This is a genomic window from Streptomyces sp. URMC 126 (assembly GCF_051386555.1).
GTDB lineage: Bacteria > Actinomycetota > Actinomycetes > Streptomycetales > Streptomycetaceae > Streptomyces.
Genome location: NZ_JBPQTX010000615.1, coordinates 1 through 1,217 on the forward strand (window position 1 = coordinate 1; position 1,217 = coordinate 1,217).

The 1,217-nt window shown below is 76.7% G+C and carries 1 protein-coding gene; it reads left to right on the forward strand.

The genetic code is table 11. The features are described from left to right. Positions 1-95 precede the first annotated feature (95 nt). Positions 96-1,211, forward strand: coding sequence for an AraC family transcriptional regulator ligand-binding domain-containing protein (locus ACSNOK_RS33115; RefSeq protein ID WP_436784487.1), 1,116 nt, complete (start codon positions 96-98; stop codon positions 1,209-1,211). Positions 1,212-1,217 lie beyond the last annotated feature (6 nt).

Genomic DNA, 1,217 nt, shown 5'->3' on the forward strand with positions numbered 1-1,217 from the left:
CGGCCGCACCCCGGACCATACGCACGCCACCCCGCCCCGGGATTGACCGGAACGCTCGGCACCTCAGACCGCACCGCTCGGCGCACCATGCCCCCATGCGTGAACTCCCGCCCCGCAACGACGCGTTCTCGACACCGCCGCTCCAGGAACCGGACGAGGAGCGGACGGTCGGCGCGCACTTCGTCCGGGCCGCGCTCGGCGGCGCGGTCCGCCTCGGCCACGACCCCGTCCCCCTGCTCCAGGCCGCCCGCATCCCACCGCTGCTGCCGGGGGACGCGCGGGGCAGGGTGACGCCCGAGCAGTTCACCCGGCTGGTCCGCGCGGTGCGGCGGGTGACCCGGGACGAGTTCCTGGCGCTGGCGACGGCGCCCAGCCGGCCCGGGACGTTCGCGATGATGTGCCACGCGTGCGTCGGGTGTCCCGACCTCGGCGCGGCCGTCGACCGGGCCGTCCGCTTCTACGGCCTCTTCCCCTGCGGCCCGGACCTGGCGCTGGAAGTGGGCGCGGAGGAGGCGGTGTTCACGCTCCGGGACGACATCCGCCGACTGCCGGAAGGGCGCTTTCTCGCCGAGTGCGCGTTGGTCGTCTGGCACCGGCTGGCGAGCTGGTTCATCGGCCGGCACATCGTCCTGCGGTGGGCGGAGTTCGCCTACCCGGCACCGCCGTACGCGGTGGAGTACGAGCGGATGTTCGGCTGCCCGGTGCGGTTCGGCGCCCGCAGGACCGGCGCCGGCTTCGCCCGGCACTGGCTGTCCGCGCCGGTCCTGCGGGACGAGGCCGGCCTGGCGGACCTCCTCCGCCGCGCCCCCGCCGACCTGCTGCTCCGCCGCGACTACGGCACGACCGTCGCCGAACAGGTCCGGCGGGCCCTGACCGCGGCGCTGCGCGAAGGCCACCGCCCGGCCCGTCTGCCGGAGGCCCCCGAGACGGCGGCGCGGCTGGCCGTGAGCCCGGCGACGCTGCGCCGGCGCCTGGCGGCGGAGGGCACCTCGTACCGGGGGATCAAGGACCAGGTGCGTCGCGACGCGGCCCTCGCCGCCCTCGCCGCCGGCCGCGAACCGACCACGGAGCTGGCGGCGCGCCTGGGCTTCTCGGAGGACACCGCCTTCCACCGGGCCTTCCGCCGCTGGACGGGCACGACACCGGGGGCGTACCGCAGATCCGGCCCTTCCGACCGCCCACCCGACACCACCAGCCCGTCCGGCGCTTGAGGACAC